Source organism: Aidingimonas halophila, assembly GCF_900106955.1.
Classification (GTDB): Bacteria; Pseudomonadota; Gammaproteobacteria; order Pseudomonadales; family Halomonadaceae; genus Aidingimonas; species Aidingimonas halophila.
Window position 1 is genome coordinate 23,665 of the sequence record NZ_FNNI01000005.1, and the last position, 18,311, is coordinate 41,975.

General features: G+C 55.5%; 16 protein-coding genes and 1 tRNA gene. 13 read left to right on the forward strand and 4 right to left on the reverse strand.

The annotated features are described in order from the left end of the window. Window positions 1-56: 56 nt before the first annotated feature. Entirely contained in the window at window positions 57-1,226 is a 1,170-nt protein-coding gene (locus tag BLW01_RS10140; RefSeq protein ID WP_092569410.1) for a L,D-transpeptidase family protein, read from the reverse strand. An 80-nt stretch (window positions 1,227-1,306) separates the two neighbouring features. Continuing rightward, complete coding sequence (gene mfd / locus BLW01_RS10145) at window positions 1,307-4,756, reverse strand: transcription-repair coupling factor (protein WP_092569411.1); 3,450 nt, start codon at window positions 4,754-4,756, stop codon at window positions 1,307-1,309. A 226-nt stretch (window positions 4,757-4,982) separates the two neighbouring features. Here mfd and BLW01_RS10150 point away from each other — a divergent pair, with 226 nt between their 5' ends. The 13 genes from BLW01_RS10150 to BLW01_RS10210 all read left to right on the forward strand — a co-directional run bounded on the left by BLW01_RS10150 (window position 4,983) and on the right by BLW01_RS10210 (window position 17,240). After that, window positions 4,983-6,446, forward strand: coding sequence for a glyceraldehyde-3-phosphate dehydrogenase (locus BLW01_RS10150; protein WP_092569412.1), 1,464 nt, complete (start codon window positions 4,983-4,985; stop codon window positions 6,444-6,446). A gap of 268 nt (window positions 6,447-6,714) precedes the next feature. Further along, window positions 6,715-8,064 carry a Na(+)-translocating NADH-quinone reductase subunit A gene (locus BLW01_RS10155; RefSeq protein WP_092569413.1) on the forward strand — a complete coding sequence of 450 codons (1,350 nt, stop codon included), beginning with the start codon at window positions 6,715-6,717 and terminating at the stop codon, window positions 8,062-8,064. Then, entirely contained in the window at window positions 8,064-9,290 is a 1,227-nt protein-coding gene (locus BLW01_RS10160; RefSeq protein WP_092569414.1) for an NADH:ubiquinone reductase (Na(+)-transporting) subunit B, read from the forward strand. The genes BLW01_RS10155 and BLW01_RS10160 overlap by 1 nt, the downstream gene beginning before the upstream one ends. Further along, complete coding sequence (locus tag BLW01_RS10165; RefSeq protein ID WP_092569415.1) at window positions 9,287-10,063, forward strand: Na(+)-translocating NADH-quinone reductase subunit C; 777 nt, start codon at window positions 9,287-9,289, stop codon at window positions 10,061-10,063. Before BLW01_RS10160 ends, BLW01_RS10165 begins: the two co-directional genes overlap by 4 nt. A 2-nt stretch (window positions 10,064-10,065) precedes the next feature. Then, entirely contained in the window at window positions 10,066-10,734 is a 669-nt protein-coding gene (locus tag BLW01_RS10170; protein ID WP_092569416.1) for an NADH:ubiquinone reductase (Na(+)-transporting) subunit D, read from the forward strand. Then, the gene (nqrE, locus tag BLW01_RS10175) at window positions 10,735-11,355 is read left to right on the forward strand and encodes an NADH:ubiquinone reductase (Na(+)-transporting) subunit E (protein ID WP_092569417.1); all 621 of its coding nucleotides are present in this window, start codon (window positions 10,735-10,737) and stop codon (window positions 11,353-11,355) included. 38 nt (window positions 11,356-11,393) lie between these two features. Continuing rightward, window positions 11,394-12,626, forward strand: a complete 1,233-nt coding sequence (gene nqrF, locus BLW01_RS10180) for an NADH:ubiquinone reductase (Na(+)-transporting) subunit F (RefSeq protein WP_092569418.1) — start codon at window positions 11,394-11,396, stop codon at window positions 12,624-12,626. A gap of 140 nt (window positions 12,627-12,766) precedes the next feature. Then, a complete protein-coding gene (nqrM, locus tag BLW01_RS10185; protein WP_092569419.1) occupies window positions 12,767-13,024 on the forward strand; it encodes a (Na+)-NQR maturation NqrM in 258 nt (85 codons plus the stop codon). 126 nt (window positions 13,025-13,150) lie between these two features. Further along, entirely contained in the window at window positions 13,151-14,542 is a 1,392-nt protein-coding gene (gene sthA, locus BLW01_RS10190) for a Si-specific NAD(P)(+) transhydrogenase (RefSeq protein WP_092569420.1), read from the forward strand. A 34-nt stretch (window positions 14,543-14,576) separates the two neighbouring features. Next, a complete protein-coding gene (locus BLW01_RS10195) occupies window positions 14,577-15,647 on the forward strand; it encodes a hypothetical protein (RefSeq protein WP_092569421.1) in 1,071 nt (356 codons plus the stop codon). A 147-nt stretch (window positions 15,648-15,794) separates the two neighbouring features. Then, window positions 15,795-16,289 (forward strand): copper chaperone PCu(A)C, encoded by a 495-nt coding sequence (locus BLW01_RS10200; RefSeq protein WP_229806399.1) that lies wholly within the window; start codon window positions 15,795-15,797, stop codon window positions 16,287-16,289. Between the two features lie 20 nt (window positions 16,290-16,309). After that, complete coding sequence (locus tag BLW01_RS10205) at window positions 16,310-16,894, forward strand: SCO family protein (protein WP_308428091.1); 585 nt, start codon at window positions 16,310-16,312, stop codon at window positions 16,892-16,894. Window positions 16,895-16,901: 7 nt separating this feature from the next. Continuing rightward, window positions 16,902-17,240 carry a hypothetical protein gene (locus BLW01_RS10210; RefSeq protein ID WP_092569424.1) on the forward strand — a complete coding sequence of 113 codons (339 nt, stop codon included), beginning with the start codon at window positions 16,902-16,904 and terminating at the stop codon, window positions 17,238-17,240. Window positions 17,241-17,457: 217 nt separating this feature from the next. Here the strand turns inward: BLW01_RS10210 and BLW01_RS10215 are convergent. Together BLW01_RS10215 and bioD are read right to left on the reverse strand one after the other, a co-directional pair. After that, window positions 17,458-17,542 (reverse strand) — tRNA-Leu (locus tag BLW01_RS10215). A gap of 44 nt (window positions 17,543-17,586) precedes the next feature. Next, entirely contained in the window at window positions 17,587-18,297 is a 711-nt protein-coding gene (gene bioD / locus BLW01_RS10220; protein ID WP_092569425.1) for a dethiobiotin synthase, read from the reverse strand. Between the last annotated feature and the right edge of the window lie 14 nt (window positions 18,298-18,311).

Consider the following 18,311-nt stretch of genomic DNA (forward strand, 5'->3'; position numbering starts at 1 on the left):
AAGGCGACCAATAGGGTCGCCTTTCGCAGACTTATCTTCCGTAAACGGCGTTGAATCTATCGTTCACTCAATTCGAGAGCATCATAGAGTGTCGATCGATCCGACCAGGTAGCGTCCGTATCGATTTCACGGAAAAAGTCCGTACGCAAGTCAAGTGCCTCAACGGGGGCGGTGTCGACCAGCAAGGGTGCAGAACTCAATACGGGCTCTGGCTGGCCCCGAGAAGCATCTATGGCGTAGCGAACCCGCGCGTAATCGACAGGCGGCGAGTCTCCGTCTGCTTCCTTCATGACGTCATCGACCGCATCGACAGCGTTGATGATGGGCTCAAAGGCAATATCGTCATCCTTGAGCAGGGGATAAGACTGTACATAGAGCATGTCATCTGACCAGCCCACCTTGAAGGGTTCGTTAATGATGCGAACTTGAGTGTTGTTGGGCAGGTTTTCGTATAAGTACTCGATATTTTCCGGATACAACCTGACACAGCCACGGCTGACACGCATGCCGACTCCGTCGGGGCGGTTGGTCCCATGGATCAGATAGCCTGGAATATCCAGCAGAACGGCATGACGTCCAAGGGGGTTATCTGGCCCCGGGGGAACGATCTCGGGCGGTGGATCTCCTCGTTCAGCGGCTTCACGGCGCATGGATTCCGGAGGAGACCAGGAAGGATCCTTGACTTTCATGGTTGTTCGGGTCTCTCCCAATGGGGTGGAGAATCCCTCACGACCCACACTGATGGGATAGGTCTCGACAACAGGTGTTTCTCCTTCCTCGACCTCCGGATAATAATACAGTCGTAGTTCGGACAGGTTGATTACGATACCTTCGCGGGGGCCCGGGGGCAGTATGAACCGTTTCGGTAGAACCACTTCAGCACCCTCGCCGGGATACCACATGCTTAGTCCCGGATTGGCACGACGCATCTCTTCGTAGCCGAGTCCATGCGCACGACCGATATCGATCAAGGTGTCGTCTTCATCGGCGATGACTGTCTGGACTTCACCAACGACATCGCCATCTTCCGGGATCGGATAGACCAGACGAGTGCCTTGCTGTTCCTGTTCGTCCTGCTCGGGAACATCATCGGGTCGGCTGGCTTTCTCATCATCCTGTGCCCAGGCAGTCGTGGGAGCCGAGATCACTAGCATTGCAGTGAGTAAAGCACACGAAAGGCCGGGAACGGTGAACCGGCCTGGCAGTCGTTGCCTGAGTCGTGCCATGAACTATCCCTTTCTCGGTGTATGTGGATACGAGTATATCGAATTTGCCGTGTCAGTGCTTGAATCGGTATAAGGAAGCTTCAAGCCGCTTCCGTCTTGACGTTCAGGCGTTCCAGTAGATTCTCGATGGCTTGAAAACGTGCATCGGTGCTTTCCATGTCGATCTCGAAACGCAGTGTGTCGGCACCATCCAGGCGGTAATGTACCGGGTCCTTCTGTATCATGTTGACCAGTGTCATGGGGTCGACGCTCGTGCTGCCGGAAAACATCACTCTGCCTTGTTCCGGTCCGGCTTCCAGGCGTGATATGCCCAGACGTTCCGCTCGCTGGCGAAGTCGTGTCAGTCGCATCAAATTCTTGACCGGTTCCGGGAGCAGTCCATAGCGATCGACCATTTCGACCTGAAGCTCCTTGAGTTCGGCGTCAGTGGTAGCATTGGCGATTCGCTTGTACATGATCAACCGTTGCTGAACGTCGTGCAGATAATCATCAGGGATCAGCGCCGGTACATTGAGGCTGATTTCGACACCCTCATCGAGAGGGGCCTCGATGTTGGGGGTCTTGCCGTCACGGATGGCTTTGACAGCGCGGTCGAGCATCTGCATGTAGAGGCTGTAGCCGATGGTTTCCATCTGACCACTCTGCTCATCGCCCAGCAGCTCACCGGCACCGCGAATTTCCATGTCGTGGCTGGCCAGCGTGAAACCGGCCCCCAGATCATCGGATTGACTGATCGCCTCGAGCCGTTTGGCGGCATCCTTGGTCATGGCTTTGGGTGGGGGCGTCAACAGGTAGGCATAAGCCTGATGGTGGCTACGGCCGACACGACCGCGCAGCTGGTGAAGTTGGGCGAGACCGAACTTGTCAGCCCGCTCGATAACGATGGTGTTGGCGGTCGGCACGTCGATGCCTGTTTCGATGATCGTCGAGCACACCAGCACATTGAAACGCTTGTGGTAGAAGTCCGACATCACGCGCTCCAGTGAGCGCTCAGGGAGCTGGCCATGGGCCACGCCGATACGCGCGTCCGGTACCAGTTCTCGCACTTTCTCGGCAGTCGTCTCGATGGTCTTGACTTCATTGTGCAGGAAGTAGACCTGACCGCCACGCAGGATTTCGCGAAGAATGGCCTCCTTGATGACTGGCTCGTTACGTTGCTGGACAAAGGTCTTGACCGACAGGCGCCGGGCCGGCGGTGTCGCGATGATCGATAGGTCGCGAATACCATTCATGGCCATGTTGAGGGTACGGGGGATCGGCGTTGCCGTCAGTGTGAGTATATCGACCTCGGCACGCAGACTCTTGAGTCGCTCTTTTTGAGAAACCCCGAAGCGATGCTCTTCATCGATCACCAGCAAGCCCATATTGGGAAACTGCATGTTCCTGGACAGCAGTTTATGGGTCCCTATGACGATATCGGCGCGGCCGTTGCGTATTCTTTCGAGTGCCGCTTCCTGGTTCTTGCCGCCAGTGAAACGTGAAATCAACTCGATCTGGACAGCGGTGTCGGCGAAGCGGTCGCGGAAGTTATCGTAATGTTGCTGTGCAAGAAGTGTGGTGGGCACGAGTACCACGACCTGACGTCCGGAATGAACGGCCAGGAACGCAGCTCGCATGGCGACTTCCGTTTTCCCGAAGCCGACGTCGCCACAAACCACGCGATCCATCGGCTGGGACGCCGTCATGTCATTGATGACGGCCTCAATGGCCGCGTGTTGATCAGGCGTTTCTTCAAAGGGGAAGCTGGCCGCGAAACGAGCGTATTCCTCGCCAGGAGGATCGCAACTGAAGCCTTCACGTGCTTCGCGACGGGCGTAGACATCGAGCAGTTCGGCAGCGGTGTCACGAATTTTCTCGGCCGCTTTCTTCTTGGCTTTGTCCCAGGTATCCGAACCGAGTTTGTGCAGCGGAGCGAGTTCATCGGAAGCGCCGGCATAACGTGAGATCAGGTGCAGGCTATCCACCGGGACGTAGAGACGAGCACCGTCGGCATATTCCAGAGTCACGAATTCGGCTGCCTGACCTCCGGCATCGAGTGTTTCCAGTCCGCGATAACGGCCAACGCCATGGTTCTGGTGAACGACCGGGGCGCCGGGTTTGAGCTCCGAGAGGTGCCGGATGGCGAGTTCGTTGTCATCGGTGGCTTTTGCCCGGCGCCTGGATTGCCGTACGACCTCGCCGAACAATTCGGTTTCGGTGATGACAGAAAGCTCGGGATCCGTCAGTGTCAGTCCTGTACTCAGCTCTCCTTCAGTGATCGCAAGCGAATGTGTCTGATCCAGATAGTCGTCCCAGCCTTCGACATGGGGAAGTTCCAGATGAAGCGGGGACAGCATTTCCTCCAGAGCTTCGCGTCGTCCCCGGGACTCTGCTACGAACAGTATCCGCTGGGATGCATGGGTATCGAGAAAGTGCTCAAGGGCTGCGAGGGGGCGCTGGGCCCGGCTGTTGATGGCCACTGAGGGAGGCGTGTCCGTCAGCGGCGTATGGGCGTGAGGATGTTGTTCCTCATCGACTAATTCGACTCGAGGATACCGTTTGATGGCGGCAAAGACTTCCGGTACCGGGACGAAGGCCTTGTGTGGAGGAAGCAGCGGTCGCGTCGGGTCGACCCCCAGGTTCTCATAGCGGCTCTGAATGGATGACCAATGATGTTCGGCAGCCTCGTGTACGCCTGGCAACAGGGCGACCCTGGCCGTATCAATAAGATGATCGAACAGCGTTGACGTCTCTTCGAAGAAAAGAGGCAGGTACTGTTCCAGTCCCGGTGAGGGGATGCCCTTGAGTGCATCCACATAAAGCGGACATTGACGAGGATCGACATCGAACAGGGTTTCGAATCCTTCGCGAAAGCAGGCAATAGCGGAGCGCGATAGCGAATATTCGTGGGCCGGCAGCAATTCCACCGACTCGACCTTGTCGTGGCTGCGTTGTGTATCCGGATCGAAATGGCGCAACGTGTCGATTTCGTCATCGAAAAGATCGATACGCAAGGGGTATTCGGTCCCCATCGGGTAGAGATCGATCAGCGCGCCTCGTAGTGCATATTCTCCCGGCTCGTAGACGGTTTCCACCGCGCGATAGCCGGCTCGTGACAGCGTTTCCCGGAAGGCCTCGCGGTCCAGTCTGGTTCCCGTCGCCAGTGTCATGACGCGTCCGGCAATGTACTCAACCGGCGCCAGACGCTGCATCAGGGTGTTGACGGGGACGAGTACGATGCCATTGCGTGCGTCCTGAAGCTGGCGGAGCGTCCTGAGACGCGCCGAGACGATATCCTGGTGTGGGGAGAAACTGTCATAAGGCAATGTCTCCCAGTCGGGAAACGGCATTACCGGCTCTCTGGCAAAGAATCTCAGCTCGCTTTCCAGGCGTTGGGCGCTGGCGGTATCGGGAGTGATGATCATCAGGGGCGCGTCGTCGGCAAGACGCGATAACGCCAGCGCCGTGGCGCTGCCATGCGGTGCGTGCCAGTAACGTGTGTCGCGGACCCCTTCGGGGTGTGGCGGGGTAAGCGGCGAAAACTGCGGCATGTCTAGAATCGTGTCGGTAGCCTATTGTTGAGAGCGGTGATGATAGCAGCCTCACAGGAATCTTGTAGTCAACCCCCGATTTCTGTAATTACCTTACAGCGAGTGCGACTATCCTTCGATTGCGGCGCTGCAACGTCATCAAGATAATGACCTCTCGATATTACATGGGTGCACAAGGGTACCTGATCAACCACGCCGATCGTTTATTGACGAAAGAGAGGCCCACGTGAGTCAGCAAAAGCTCGAGAGCGTTTTTGAAGAATGGCAGAGCAATGAAACTCTGGCCGAAGAGATGATTCCTTTGTTGGGACGGCTTTATCGCCAATATAACATTGTGACCTCACTGTTTGGCCGCTCTCTTATCAACCAGTCGGTGATTCGTATTCTGAAGGATCATCGGTTCGTCAAGAAGGTCGAAGGCACCGAGCTCAGTGTTCGAGACACCTATCCGCTGGTCAAGGCCATGACCGAGATGGATCTGGGGCCGGCCCATGTGGATGTCGGCAAGTTGGCTGTCGCCTTCAAGCATAAGGGGAATGGTGACGCCAAGGCGTTCCTGGAAAGTGAGCTGGATGAGATCGTCGGCAAGCATGATGCTCAGATGGGCAACGGCAAGCCCAAGGATGTCGTGCTTTATGGCTTCGGCCGTATTGGGCGTATTCTGGCGCGGATTCTGATCGAGAAGGCCGGCGGTGGCAATATGCTGCGCTTGCGGGCCATTGTCGTGCGAGGGCATGGTGACCTCGTCCAGGATCTGGAAAAGCGCGCTAGTCTGCTGCGACGCGATTCTGTCCATGGCCCGTTTGCCGGTTCGATCGCCGTGGATCACGAGAACAGCGCGTTGATTGCCAACGGCAATTACATCAAGGTCATTTATGCCGATTCGCCGCGTGACGTGAATTACACGGAATATGACATTCACGATGCCATCGTCGTCGACAACACCGGTTTATGGCGTGATGAGGAAGGCCTGGGTCAGCACCTGGCCTGTAGTGGTGCATCCAAGGCGTTCTTGACGGCACCGGGCAAAGGCAACATCCCCAATGTCGTCTATGGGATCAATCACGACGATATTACCGGTGCTGATCGCATCGTCTCCGCGGCATCGTGTACCACCAATGCGATCGTGCCGGTGCTCAAGGCCGTCAATGATCACTTCGGCATCGAGCATGGTCATGTTGAAACCGTGCATGCCTATACCAATGACCAGAACCTGATCGACAATTACCACAAGGCTGAGCGGCGTGGTCGCAGTGCGCCTCTCAACATGGTGCTGACAGAAACGGGCGCTGCCAAGGCGGTGGCTAAAGCATTGCCTGAACTGGAAGGGAAACTGACCGGGAATGCCATCCGCGTTCCGACTCCGAATGTGTCGATGGCCATTCTCAACCTGCGCCTTCATTCCGAGGTCGACAGGGAAGCGCTGAACGATTACCTGCGTCGGGTCGCGATTCATTCCCCCATGCAGAAGCAGATCGACTACGTCGACTCGCCGGAAGTGGTGTCATCGGATTTCGTCGGCAACCGCCATGCCGGTATTGTTGATGCCAAGGCAACCATCGCGGATGGCAAGAGCGTGGTGCTTTACGTCTGGTATGACAATGAATTTGGCTACAGTTGCCAGGTCGTCCGCGCCTTGCAGCATATGTCCAACGTCAGCTTTCTGGCTTTTCCCAAGGATCGCGATTAACTCTCGATGACCGGCTACGGGGAGGTGATTCCCGTAGCCAACCGCGTTTATCCCTCCTTTCCGTGTGGCCTTTCGGGCTGTATCTATTTATAATGCTCAGGATTTTAGGTCGTGGCGCGTGAATCCACGGGCCATAGAAGCAACCTTCTGATAAGAAAAGAATTCGAACACCGTGACGTCCGACTGGGCCGGCTGTCTTGGTGCCTGCTAGTCCGTGCGTCCATCGAAACCCTTTCCTGGTATATCAGATCCACAACTGGGCGAGACTATGATCGAAGTCAAAAGAGGCCTGGATCTCCCCATCGCGGGGGCGCCCGACCAGCGTATCGAGGATGCGCGGCCGGTTCGCCACGTGGCTGTCCTGGGGACCGACTATGTCGGCATGAAGCCGACCATGGAGGTCCGGGAGGGAGATACCGTCAAGCTGGGCCAATTGCTCTTCACCGACAAGAAGATTCAGGGAGTGCGTTTTACCGCCCCTGCGGCCGGTAAGGTCGTGGCGATCAATAGGGGAGAAAAGCGACGCCTGTTGTCGGTGGTCATTGAAGTTGATGAGAAGGAGGAGGCCGAGACCTTTACGGCTCATGGCGCCGACAATATCGACAATCTGGAACGCCAGACAGTGGTAGACCAGCTTGTCGAGTCAGGTCTCTGGACCGCATTGCGGACCCGGCCTTACTCGCGCACGCCGGCACTGGATGGTGAACCGGAGAATATCTTCGTCACGGCCATCGATACCCATCCGCTGAGCGCTGACCCGGCGCTGATCATCAACGAACAGCCCAAGGCCTTCGAGCACGGACTCAGGGTGTTGTCACGTTTGACTCAAGGCAAGGTATTCCTTTGTCAGTCACCGGATGCCTCCTTGCCCGGAACGGATGTGCCGAGTGTCGATGTGCAGACCTTCAGTGGTCCGCATCCTGCGGGATTGGTGGGAACACATATCCACTTCCTGTCACCCGTTGCCCTGCATAAACGGGTCTGGCATATCGGTTATCAGGACGTGATTGCGTTCGGCAAGTTGTTCGTCGAAGGCCGTCTTGATGTCAATCGTGTCATCGCTGTCGGAGGGCCGCGAGCCGAGAAACCGCGGCTTCTGCGCACCCGCATGGGGGCCCACACCGATGAAATCCTGCAGGGCGAGATCGTCTCGCCCGACGATACCCGTGTCATCTCCGGATCGGTATTCTCCGGCGTAACGGCGGAAGGGAGCTTACGTTATCTCGGGCGGTTTCATAACCAGATCAGCCTTCTCGAGGAAGGTAACAAGCGTGAATTCATGGGATGGTTGTCGCCTGGTATCAAGCGCCATTCGGTCATGGGTATTTATGTCTCCAAATTTCTGGGGTTATCCGATTACGCGCCGGATACATCGACCAACGGTTCCGAACGGGCCATGGTGCCAGTGGGTAATTACGAAGCCGTGATGCCGCTGGATATCCTGCCGACTCAACTGCTGCGCTCATTGATTGTCGGCGATATCGAAACGTCGATGCAGCTGGGCTGTTTAGAGCTGGATGAAGAGGACCTGGCTCTGTGCACCTATGTGTGCCCGGGGAAATACGAATACGGTCCCATCTTGCGCGACAACCTCACCACGATTGAGAAAGAGGCCTGATGATGGGGATCCGACAGACACTCGATAATCTAGAACCCCATTTTCATAAAGGGGGCAAGTACGAGAAGTTCTATCCGCTTTATGAAGCGGTCGATACGATCTTCTACTCACCACCCGATGTCACCAAGACCACAGCACATATCCGTGACGGTGTCGATTTGAAGCGCATCATGATCACGGTATGGCTCTGCACCTTTCCCGCCATGTTCTTCGGTATGTGGAATGCGGGCTGGTTGGCCAATACGGCCATCGCCAACGGGTACGAGTCGATGGATGGCTGGCGCGAAGCCATCCTGATGCTGCTGGCCGGCGGTCATGACGCCGGGAATGTCTGGTCTAACTTCGTGCTGGGTGCTACCTATTTTCTTCCGATTTACCTGGTGACCTTTGTCGTTGGCGGTTTCTGGGAAGTACTGTTTGCTGTCAAGCGAGGCCATGAGGTCAATGAAGGCTTCTTTGTCACTTCGGTGCTCTATGCGCTGATTCTCCCTGCCACGACACCGTTATGGCAGGTCGCGTTGGGTATCACTTTCGGCGTGGTCATCGGCAAGGAAATCTTCGGCGGTACGGGGAAGAACTTCCTGAATCCGGCATTGACAGGACGTGCGTTTCTCTACTTTGCTTATCCTGCCCAGTTGTCCGGGGATTCGATCTGGGTGGCGGCGGATGGCTATACTGGCGCCACGCCGCTATCGATCGCCTTCCAGAATGGCATGGCTGATTTGAGCAGCGAATACAGCTGGTGGGATGCGTTTCTTGGATTCATCCCGGGTTCCCTGGGAGAAACCTCGACATTGGCCATCCTGATCGGCATGGTCGTGCTGTTATGGACCAAGATTGCGTCGTGGCGAATCATCCTGGGCGTGTTCGTCGGCATGGTGGCTACCAGCTTGTTGTTCAACCTGGTTGGATCCGACTCGAACCCGATGTTTGCCATGCCGTGGTATTGGCATCTGGTGGTCGGTGGTTTCGCGTTCGGGATGGTTTTCATGGCCACTGATCCGGTGTCGGCATCGATGACCAATCCCGGCCGCTTGATTTTCGGTATTCTGATTGGTGCCATGACCGTCATGATTCGCGTGGCCAACCCGGCGTTTCCGGAAGGAATCATGCTGGCAATCCTGTTTGCCAACCTGTTTGCCCCGCTGATTGATCACTATTTCGTGCAGGCCAATATCAAGCGTCGTGAAAAGCGTACCGGCGCCGTGGCCGAGGAGACAGCCTGATGGCCAGTAACAACTCGATCAAACAGATATTGATCGTCGCCTTCGCGCTCTGCATCGTCTGCTCGGTGATCGTCTCCACTGCGGCTGTGGCACTGCGGCCACTACAGCAGGCCAACGAGGAGAACGACCGTCGCAGCAATATTCTCGAAGTTGCCGACATGCTTGAGCCGGGGCAGTCCATCGACGAGCAGTTCGAGCAGATTACGCCACGGGTCGTGGAGTTGCGTACCGGCGAATACTCGGATGAACTTGATCCCGAGACATACAGCCCCTTCGAGGCCGCTCGTGATCCCGCGCAGTCCCGGACCTTGTCAGGAGAAGACGATATTGCCGGATTGTCACGCCAGGAGGAATATTCGGTCGTCTACCTCGTCGGCGATGAAGACGAGCCAGAGCAGATCATCATCCCCGTTCGCGGCCAGGGCCTCTGGGGATTGATGCGGGGCTTCTTGGCACTCGAGGGTGATGGCAATACCATTGTAGGGATCACTTTCTACTCGCATAGCGAAACGCCCGGATTGGGTGGCGAAGTCGACAACCCCCGTTGGAAGGCCAAATGGGAAGGCAAGAAGGTTTACGATGATCTTGGGGAAGATGGCATGCCCGATATCGAATTGGTCAAGGGCGGTGCCAGTAGCGAGACCGAGATCGATGCCTTGTCAGGTGCGACGTTGACCAGCAATGGGGTGACTGACCTTGTTCAATTCTGGCTTGGTGAGAATGGCTTCGGCCCTTACCTCGACAGGTTCCGTGAGTCGTCTGAAGGAGCGTAATCATGTCAGCTGCAACTCCCAAAGGCGTGCTGCTCACGCCGATCTTCAAGAACAATCCCATTGCTTTACAGATCCTAGGTATCTGTTCGGCATTGGCGGTGACCAGCAGTATGAGTGTATCGCTGGTCATGGCTTTGGCAGTCATTGCGGTGACGGCCTTTTCCAACCTGTTTGTCTCCTTGATCCGCAAAAATATTCCTTCGTCTATTCGGATCATCGTACAAATGACGATCATTGCGTCATTGGTCATCGTGGTCGATCAGGTATTGAAAGCCTTCGCCTACGAGATGTCCAAGCAACTCTCGGTATTCGTTGGTCTTATCATCACGAATTGTATCGTCATGGGTCGTGCCGAAGGGTTTGCCATGCAGAACGGCCCGGTCATGTCGTTCCTTGATGGTATCGGCAACGGTCTCGGTTACGGCATGATTCTCATGGTCGTCGGCTTTTTCCGCGAGCTTCTGGGTTCCGGCAGTGTGTTCGGTTTCACGGTACTGGCACCGGTACAGGATGGCGGTTGGTATGTACCCAATGGGCTGATGCTGCTGCCGCCGTCGGCCTTCTTTGTGATCGGCCTGATGATCTGGGTGATTCGCTCATTCCATCCGGAGCAGGTGGAAGAGAATCAGTTCGTGATGAAAGAAAACACTCAGCCGAAGGAGGCCGTGTAAATGTTTGAGCATTATCTCAGCTTGTTCATTGCGGCGGTCTTCGTCGAAAACATGGCGTTGGCGTTCTTCCTCGGTATGTGTACGTTTCTTGCCGTGTCAAAGAAAGTCTCCTCCGCCATTGGTCTGGGGATCGCTGTCATCGTGGTGCTGACCATCACAGTGCCGGTCAATAATCTGATTCTGACGTATTTGCTTGAAGAGGGCGCCCTGACATGGACTGGGCTCGAAGGGGCCGAGAACATCGACCTCTCGTTTCTCGGCTTATTGAGTTACATCGGCGTCATTGCGGCCCTGGTACAGATTCTCGAGATGTTTCTCGATAAATACGTTCCAGCGCTTTATAACGCCTTGGGTGTATTCCTGCCATTGATTACCGTGAATTGCGCGATTCTTGGTGGCACCCTGTTCATGGTCGAGCGCAATTATGAGTTCGGTGAATCCGTGATATATGGCTTCGGTGCCGGATTCGGTTGGGCACTGGCCATTGCCGCCTTGGCGGGTATCCGCGAGAAACTCAAGTACAGTGATGTACCGGCGGGCCTGCAGGGTCTGGGCGTGACATTCATCACCGTAGGGCTCATGTCGCTGGGCTTCATGTCCTTCTCCGGCGTGCAGCTATAAAGCTTCACAGTGCGTAGGCTTCAAGAATAGGAACTGACATGGTTGATACGACTGTCATCTTGCTCGGCGTCGGGATGTTCACACTGGTGGTTATCGCGCTGGTGATGATCATTCTCGCCGCACGAAGCCGCTTGGTTAGTAGTGGTGATGTGTCCATAGAGATCAATGGCGATCCCGACAACACCATCACCACGCAGGCCGGTGGAAAACTGCTGCAAACATTGGCCGCCAACGGCATCTTCCTCTCTTCCGCCTGCGGGGGCGGCGGCTCGTGCGCTCAGTGCAAATGCCGCGTGGAAGAAGGGGGAGGCGCGATTCTGCCGACAGAGGAGTCGGCCTTCACATTACGTGAGAAGAAGGAGGGCTGGCGCCTTTCCTGCCAGGTCCCTGTCAAGCAGGACATGAGAATCGAGGTGCCCGAAGAAGTATTCGGCGTCAAGAAGTGGGAGTGCGAAGTCATCAGCAACCCGAACGTCGCCACCTTCATCAAGGAGCTCAATCTGCGTTTGCCGGAAGGCGAGGATGTGGATTTCCGCGCCGGCGGTTATGTCCAGCTGGTGGCGCCACCTTACGAGGTCAAGTTCTCCGACTTCGATATCGAGGAGGAGTATCGTGGAGACTGGGAAAAATTCAACCTTTTCGATATTTCCCACAAGAGCGATGAAGAGGTCATCCGCGCGTACTCGATGGCCAATTATCCTGAAGAGAAAGGCATCCTCAAGTTCAATATCCGTATCGCGACACCGCCTCCCGGTACCAGCCACCCGCCAGGCGTGATGTCCACCTATTGCTTCAGTCTTAAGCCGGGCGACAAGGTGACGGTAATGGGGCCGTTCGGCGAGTTCTTTGCCAAGGACACCGACGCCGAGATGGTCTTCATCGGCGGTGGGGCAGGCATGGCGCCCATGCGCAGCCATATCTTCGATCAGCTCAAGCGTATCAAGACCAACCGCAAGATTTCGTTCTGGTACGGTGCCCGCAGTTGGCGTGAGACCTTCTATAATGAAGAGTTCGACCAACTCCAGGAAGAGAACGATAATTTCGAGTGGCATCTGGCACTTTCTGATCCGCTGCCGGAAGATAATTGGGAAGGACCTACCGGGTTCATCCACAATGTCCTTTACGATATGTATCTCAAGGACCATCCGGCCCCTGAAGATTGCGAATACTATATGTGCGGTCCGCCGATGATGAATGCCTCCGTAATCAAGATGCTCATCGACATGGGGGTCGAGCCAGAGAATATCGCTCTGGATGACTTCGGTGGCTAACGACCACTGGCTTCGGGGCCGACCCACTGGGTCGGCCCCGATCGTTGGTGAGTCGCATAAAACATTGCCGCCTGATGATTGTCCTAACGTAGAGGAAGGGAGCTGTCACGGACAATCCAACAGGGCTGAAAGGAGATTGTATGACGACTTGGCTATTGGTGCTCGGTTTCATGCTGTTATTGATGGCGGCCATGGCCATCGGCGTGATCATGGGGCGCAAGCCTATCGCTGGCTCGTGTGGGGGGCTCAATCAGATCGGCATGAAAGAGGGGTGTGAAGTGTGCGGCGGTAACGACAAGGCCTGCGAAGAAGAGGGCCGTAGACGTAGTGCCAGCGCTCGCCGAATGAGTGATGAAAATCGTGGTACCGATCTAGGATATGATGCCACGCGTCGTTGACCGGTTCGACAGCCCGTTTTGCGAACGGGAGGGCCACTGCCAGCGAGGTTTCCGCTGGAAGCGGAGTTATCGGGTTGAACGATCTGCAATGGATACTTAAGGGATCAGAAGGGGAAACGGTAACAGATGGCAGTTCATAATTACGATGTGGTGGTGATCGGTACGGGGCCGGCCGGCGAGAGTTCGGCTATCAACGCCGCCAAGCATGGCAAGCGGGTTGCAATTATCGAGAAGCAGCAGGCAGTTGGCGGTAATTGCACTCACTGGGGGACGATTCCTTCCAAAGCGCTTCGTCACCAGGTCAAACAGATCATGCAGTTCAATACCAACCGCATGTTCCGTGATATCGGCGAGCCACGCTGGTTCTCTTTTCCGCGGGTGTTGGAACGGTCACGGGTCACGATCGATCAGCAGGTCGAGATGCGGACTCGCTTCTACGCGCGAAATCGTATTGAGGTGTTTTTCGGTACCGCACGCTTCAAGGATGAACATACCGTCGTGGTGCGCGATAACCATGAAGGTGTCGAAGAAATCAATGCCCAGAAAATCGTGATTGCTACCGGGTCGCGCCCTTATCGACCCCCTGATATCGATTTTCGCCATCCGCGAATCTATTGTTCCGATACCATCCTCGGACTCTCTCACACCCCTCGTACACTGGCTATTTTCGGGGCGGGGGTGATCGGTAGCGAGTACGCTTCCATCTTCTCCGGGTTAGGCGTAAAGGTCGATCTGATTGATTCGCGTGATCGGCTCTTGTCGTTTCTGGATGACGAAATCAGCGATGCACTCTCCTATCATCTACGTCAGAACGGCGTGTTGATTCGTCACCAGGAGGATTATGAGCGCATCGAGCCGGATGACTCCGGTGTGGTCGTCTACCTGAAGTCGGGTAAGCGGGTCCGGGCCGATGCCTTCCTTTGGGCCAATGGCCGCACTGGAAATACGGATAACCTAGGACTGGAGAATATTGGGTTGGAGCCCAACGGACGTGGACAGCTGCAGGTTGATGAGCACTACCGAACCACGATTCCCCATATTTATGCCGTGGGCGATGTCATCGGCTGGCCGAGTCTAGCGAGTGCGGCATACGACCAGGGAAAGAACGCGAGTGACGATCTTCTCGATGAAGATTTTCGTTTTGTCGATGATGTGCCTACCGGGATATATACCATTCCGGAAATCAGTTCGGTCGGTCAGAATGAGCGTGAACTGACCGAAGCCAAAGTACCGTACGAAGTGGCTCAAGCCTTTTTCAAGGATACGGCTCGGGCGCAAATTACCGGCGACACGGTGGGGATGCTCAAGATCTTGTTCCATCGTGATACGCTGCAGATTCTCGGTATCCACTGTTTCGGCGATCAGGCGTCTGAAATCGTTCACATTGGCCAGGCGATCATGCAGCAGGAAGGGGCGGCGAATACGCTTGAGTACTTCATCAACACGACCTTCAACTATCCGACCATGGCAGAAGCTTACCGTGTAGCCGCACAGAATGGTTTGAACCGGCTATTCTAAAAACCGGTACTTCCGTCGTCAGGGGAGAAAGCATGTGAGACGTTTCGTCTGGATGCTTGTGGCGGCGAGTCTGATGTCGGCTTTGATTGCAATCATCAGTGAGCCCATGAAGGTAGAAGCCCGGGTGATTCGTCTACAGATGCAGGAGCAGTTGCCTGAGGCAGCCGAGCACTTGCGCCACGAACCATTGGGGGTACAGGCTGCTCTCGTTGACTATGCCGTGTCGGGTGACGACGTGTTGGTGCTCAAGGCGCGTGCGGCGCTGCAACAATATCCCGGATTGGCTCGTGACATCCTGGCGATGTATGGGACATACCCTGTGTTCCGCGACGTCCTGCGGCGCTATGGGGCGGTGGTAGTGATCCCGATCCATTATTTCATGCAGCATGAACTGCCAACGCTTAAGGTCCGACATGCGGCTGACGAGGCGGTGGATTCGCTGTCCCGTTGGTGGCATCAGAAGGATGACGATGCAGGTGGCGTCAATGAAGAGTTGAATTCACGTCGCCGGGGCGAGTATGCCCTTGCGTTCATCGACGCGGGTGGACATGACTTTCTGGGTCAGTTTCGGATCGATGACGACGGCAATATAGCGTGGATTCAGAGCGAGCGTTGGTTGGAAACTATCAACGCTTTCTTTGCCGGTGGCATTCGCGAGCTGGAAACACAGTACCGACTCGGCGAAGATGTCAGTGCAGTGGATCTGGCCTGGGCCAGTGTCGATGTGGCGATCATGGCGAGTGCCGTCAAGCTTGTGCGTGCGGGGCAGTCAGGGATTGTTGGCGGGCGCTCGGCAAGTCTCTCGACACGTGGGAGTCTGTACACCTCACGAGTGGGGAATGCCATCCGTTTCGGGCTGCAAGGCACGCGCTATGCTAAATGGCCCGTCGTGGTGGGCATGGGATATATGGCTGTCCGTCATCCCGGCTTGATCAATGATCTGCTCGCCGGGGCGGCGCGGGTTTTGGGGTGGCCCAGCTGGTTGGTGCAGTGGCTGGGGTGGACGCTGATTCTCTTGCCATTGCTGTCATTGAGCCGTTGGTTGGTCAAGCCTTTCCTGAGACCGGTTCGATGGAGTGCCCGGACAATAATGATTCGAGACTGATTGGGGCGGGCGCCGAGAATGCATGATGTCGATGGATCAATACATTGCTTCCCTATTCATGACCTGGTACGTCCACGAAGTCGGACGCTGACAATAATCCATGAGACACATTGACGCAGAGGGTTCGCAGGTGCCTGGGAAGACACTATGCTGAGGCTCGTGCGGGTGAAGAATGGTCTGGATAAACGGAGAATCGATATGCAGCATCGGCCTTTTCGCTGGATCGCTGGAGGTCTGCTGGCATTGATGTTATCTGCCGGCAGTGTCTATGCGGATGATTTAAAGGTGACGGATGCTCGTCTGAGTATATTGCCTGGCGACCGTCCGGGCGCTGGCTACTTTCAACTTCATAACGCAAGCGATGAGTCAGTCACGTTGGTACGGGCTGAAAGCTCTGATTTTGAAAACGTTGAAATGCATGTCAGCTCGGATGAGGATGGCATGGCCAGTATGCAATCCGTCTCTGAGCTCGAGGTGGCTGCAGATGAGCAGATCGAATTCGCTCCAAAAGGCTATCATCTGATGTTCATGAAACGGAAAACATCCCTTTCCGTGGGCGATGAGGTTGAAGTCACCCTGTTGTTCGATAATGAACGACGCCTTCCCGTAAACTTTGAAGTTGTCTCTCCAGCGTCGATGTAGATCGTACGATGATAGCAAACGTGGCTATATATAAGTGGTGTCTCATCACATTCAGCATTCTCTGGCTTGCGGGGTGTAGTGACCAAAGTTGGCGTACCACCAGTATCTCCGACATCATGCCTGACCTTGATTTTGAACTCGTCGACGAGAATGGCGAGGCTGTGACGGATGATGAATACCTTGGAAACCCTACGCTATTGTATTTTGGGTTTACCTACTGTCCTGACGTCTGTCCGAATACCTTGTCCCGGCTTGCGACGGCTATCGGACAACTTGACGCTGAGGTCCGTGATGACATTCGAGTGCTGTTCGTCTCGGTTGATCCAGGTCGCGATACGCCTGAGGTATTGAGTCGTTATACGGACGCATTCGGACCACAGTTTATCGGTCTCAGTGGTGATAATTCTGCACTTGATGCAGTGACCAAGCGTTATCGGGTGACGTATTCCTATGGTGAAGAAGACTCGGATGGCAATTACGATGTCACGCATTCAAGTGCCGTATTCGCTTTCGACCAAAACGGCGAAGCACAGTTCATGATACGTGATACCGATTCCATGCAGGATATCGTGTCGGACCTGGATCAGTTGGTTGCCGAGGAATGAAGTGACCATGCCAGGCTATCGTCCTTTCATCATGCTCATTATTGTTCCTTTGCTCATGGCTGTGGTCGTTGGTGGTCTTATTTTCGGAGGCCAAGCCTTGTCCGATAATAGCGTAGATAGTGAGATTCAGCATGCACTCGCTACAGTACACGATACGTCAAGCGAGATAGAACTCGAAAAGCTGCAGGAAGTCCGTTACGGCTACGGCATCTGCGGATTATACAGACTGGCTGGGTCGGAAGAGGGGTATGCGCCATTCTTCTATAATACATCGAGTGGAAGCATCACTCTTGATGTCAACTCGCGCGCTTACACGTCAAATTGCAGCTTGTCTGCCATCTGCTGAGGGCAGCAATGTTATAAGTGTTCCGGATCGAGAAGCTGGCAAAGGCGTTTCAGCGCCTTCTGCTGCCAGTCGATCCGATTGATGTGCTCGCCCTATGTTATAGCATTGAGGCAGGTGGGGATTGCTGTCATGGGTTTTCTGGCAAATGACGTGACAGGAGGAAACATTGCCATCCTCAGGGACGAGGAGCGCGCTCGGGTGTTGAGAAGTCTCAGTCTGGTGCGGAAGGGGGGACTCGAACCCCCACACCTTTCGGCACCAGAACCTAAATCTGGCGTGTCTACCAATTCCACCACTTCCGCATGCCATTGAGGCCGCCCATATTCTACGGAACCCCGAAAGCAAGTCAATCGCTACCTGGTAGAACCAGATAATTGGCGGCACGGCGGGCAAGTTCGATGTCATCTGCATCGTCGCCGAGATAGGGGATCCGTCCGAGACAGGGCGTGGCCAGGTGACGTTCAAGCGTGTCGACATTGGCATCACGCTCGGTGAAATCGAGTGCCATCGAATTGGCAACCCAGCCGGCAAGTGTCAATCCATCGGCGCGTATCGCTTCCGCCGTCAAGCGGGCGTGGTTGATGGCTCCCAGACGCATGCCTACGACAAGGATGACCGGGAGTTGGAGACTTCTGGCGATATCGGCCAGATCGTCCTCCTCGTTCAGGGGAACACGCCAGCCGCCGGCACCTTCGATTAATGTCAATTCATGAGATGCCATCGGCCTCTGCTCGAGCGTAGTCAGCAGGTCGTCCAGAGAAACCGTCTCCCCGGCTTGACGTGCCGCCAAATGCGGGGCGATAGCCGGCTCGAAGGCATAAGGGTTGACTGTGTGGTAGGCCGGATAAGGCCTTGAGTATGCTTGTAGGACTTGCGCATCGCGGTTGCGTAAACCATCAGATGTTCGCTGACAGCCTGAGGCGATCGGTTTCAACCCCAGAGTCGTCAAACCCTGGCCTGAGGCCAGAGCGAGTAGCCCACTGGTGACAAGGGTTTTACCAGCATCCGTGTCAGTGCCGGTCACGAAGTAAGTGGAAGGCTTGGGTGGGACGTTCATCCGTACCTCAGATA

What these genes read in the sequence shown, in the direction of transcription:
- BLW01_RS10140 (WP_092569410.1), bottom strand. Translation starts at nt 1,226, where the DNA reads ATGGCACGACTCAGGCAACGACTGCCAGGCCGGTTCACCGTTCCCGGC.
- mfd (WP_092569411.1), bottom strand. Translation starts at nt 4,756, where the DNA reads ATGCCGCAGTTTTCGCCGCTTACCCCGCCACACCCCGAAGGGGTCCGC.
- BLW01_RS10155 (WP_092569413.1), top strand. Translation starts at nt 6,715, where the DNA reads ATGATCGAAGTCAAAAGAGGCCTGGATCTCCCCATCGCGGGGGCGCCC.
- BLW01_RS10160 (WP_092569414.1), top strand. Translation starts at nt 8,064, where the DNA reads ATGATGGGGATCCGACAGACACTCGATAATCTAGAACCCCATTTTCAT.
- BLW01_RS10170 (WP_092569416.1), top strand. Translation starts at nt 10,066, where the DNA reads ATGTCAGCTGCAACTCCCAAAGGCGTGCTGCTCACGCCGATCTTCAAG.
- nqrE (WP_092569417.1), top strand. Translation starts at nt 10,735, where the DNA reads ATGTTTGAGCATTATCTCAGCTTGTTCATTGCGGCGGTCTTCGTCGAA.
- nqrF (WP_092569418.1), top strand. Translation starts at nt 11,394, where the DNA reads ATGGTTGATACGACTGTCATCTTGCTCGGCGTCGGGATGTTCACACTG.
- nqrM (WP_092569419.1), top strand. Translation starts at nt 12,767, where the DNA reads ATGACGACTTGGCTATTGGTGCTCGGTTTCATGCTGTTATTGATGGCG.
- sthA (WP_092569420.1), top strand. Translation starts at nt 13,151, where the DNA reads ATGGCAGTTCATAATTACGATGTGGTGGTGATCGGTACGGGGCCGGCC.
- BLW01_RS10200 (WP_229806399.1), top strand. Translation starts at nt 15,795, where the DNA reads ATGCTGAGGCTCGTGCGGGTGAAGAATGGTCTGGATAAACGGAGAATC.
- BLW01_RS10210 (WP_092569424.1), top strand. Translation starts at nt 16,902, where the DNA reads ATGCCAGGCTATCGTCCTTTCATCATGCTCATTATTGTTCCTTTGCTC.
- bioD (WP_092569425.1), bottom strand. Translation starts at nt 18,297, where the DNA reads ATGAACGTCCCACCCAAGCCTTCCACTTACTTCGTGACCGGCACTGAC.